Here is a 1544-nt window from a genome sequence, read left to right on the forward strand (position 1 = left end):
AATCACCGCCATCGCCCGCAAGCAGCTGGAAAAGCGCGGCCTGAAGATCTTCACCAGCGCCAAGGTCACCAAGGTCGAGAAGGGGGCGGGCAGCATCACGGCCCATGTTGAGACTTCGGATGGCAAGGTGCAGCAGATCACCGCCGACCGGATGATTTCGGCCGTCGGCGTTCAGGGCAATATCGAAAATCTCGGCCTTGAGGCGCTCGGCATCAAGACCGACCGCGGCTGCGTCGTCGCCGACGGTTACGGCAAGACCAATGTCGCCGGCATCTATGCGATCGGCGACGTCGCCGGCCCGCCGATGCTGGCGCACAAGGCCGAGCATGAGGGTGTGGTCTGCGTCGAGAAGATCGCCGGTCTGCCGAATGTCCATCCGACCGACAAGGGCAAGGTTCCCGGCTGCACCTATTGCAACCCGCAGGTCGCTTCCGTCGGTCTCACCGAAGCCAAGGCCAAGGAGCTGGGCCGCGACATCCGCGTCGGCCGTTTCTCTTTTGCGGCGAACGGCAAGGCGATTGCGCTCGGCGAAGACCAGGGCATGGTGAAGGTGATCTTCGACAAGAAGACCGGCGAGCTGCTCGGCGCCCACATGGTCGGCGCCGAAGTCACCGAGCTCATCCAGGGCTTCGTCGTCGCGATGAACCTCGAGACGACGGAAGAAGAGCTGATGCACACGATCTTCCCGCATCCGACCGTCTCCGAAACGATGAAGGAAGCGGTGCTGGATGCCTATGGCCGCGTGCTGAACGCTTGATAATTTCCAGGGCCGCCCTTTATCCCAGGGCGGCAAGCCGTCCCTCAGGCGGCAAGCCGTCCCTCAGGCGACGAAGCTGTCCTCTCCTGATGGCTTAAGCCGCTCCGGGGTAGAAAAAACGAAAGGAAATTCTCATGTCTATGGAGACGCAGGCGTTGCTGGTGTTTTTGCTGATCGGCCTGGTGGCGGGCTTCCTCGCAAGTCTGGTCGTCGGTGGCGGCGGCTTGATCAGATGTCTTCTCAGCGGCATCATCGGCGCCTTCGTCGGCGGCTATCTGTTCAGCGCGCTGGGCATTTCGCTGGGCATTGAAAATGCCCTTGTCGTGCAGATCATCCACGCCACCGTCGGCGCGATCATCGTGGTGCTGGTTGCCAGGGCAGTCGCTTAGGGGGAAGGGCAGACATGGAGAGCGTGGGCTGGATTTCGGCAATCATCATCGGCGGGTTCGCGGGCTGGCTCGCCGGCAAGCTGATGGATGCACGATACGGGATTTTCCTGAACATCGTGCTCGGCATCGTCGGCTCGGTCGTCGCCACCGCCATCCTCGCCCAGTTCCATGTCCAACTTGCCGGTGGACGGCTCGGTTACTTCGTCACGGGTTTCCTTGGCGCCTGCCTGCTGATATTCCTTGCGCGGCTGGTGCGGCGCTAGATCGAAGAGATGATGCCGCTTTAAGGGCGGCGGAAAGCTGAAACTGCAATGGTGACCATTCTCGATACGATCAATCCCGACGCCAAGCGCGTGCGCCATCCGGAAAAGGCGCATCGGCCGGATACGGAAGTCATG

The 1544-nt window shown here is 61.7% G+C and carries 3 protein-coding genes; all 3 read left to right on the top strand.

Features of this window, described 5'->3' with window-relative positions:
* The coding region (locus tag CO671_RS33005; RefSeq protein WP_170965083.1) for an FAD-dependent oxidoreductase at positions 1-757 on the top strand (757 nt) is incomplete at its 5' end.
* A gap of 134 nt (positions 758-891) precedes the next feature.
* Positions 892-1146 carry a GlsB/YeaQ/YmgE family stress response membrane protein gene (locus tag CO671_RS33010; RefSeq protein ID WP_011425215.1) on the top strand — a complete coding sequence of 85 codons (255 nt, stop codon included), beginning with the start codon at positions 892-894 and terminating at the stop codon, positions 1144-1146.
* Positions 1147-1160: 14 nt separating this feature from the next.
* Entirely contained in the window at positions 1161-1409 is a 249-nt protein-coding gene (locus CO671_RS33015) for a GlsB/YeaQ/YmgE family stress response membrane protein (protein WP_097609244.1), read from the top strand.
* The last annotated feature ends 135 nt before the right edge of the window (positions 1410-1544 follow it).

The sequence above is a fragment of the Rhizobium sp. M10 genome, assembly GCF_002531955.1.
Lineage (GTDB): Bacteria > Pseudomonadota > Alphaproteobacteria > Rhizobiales > Rhizobiaceae > Rhizobium > Rhizobium etli_C.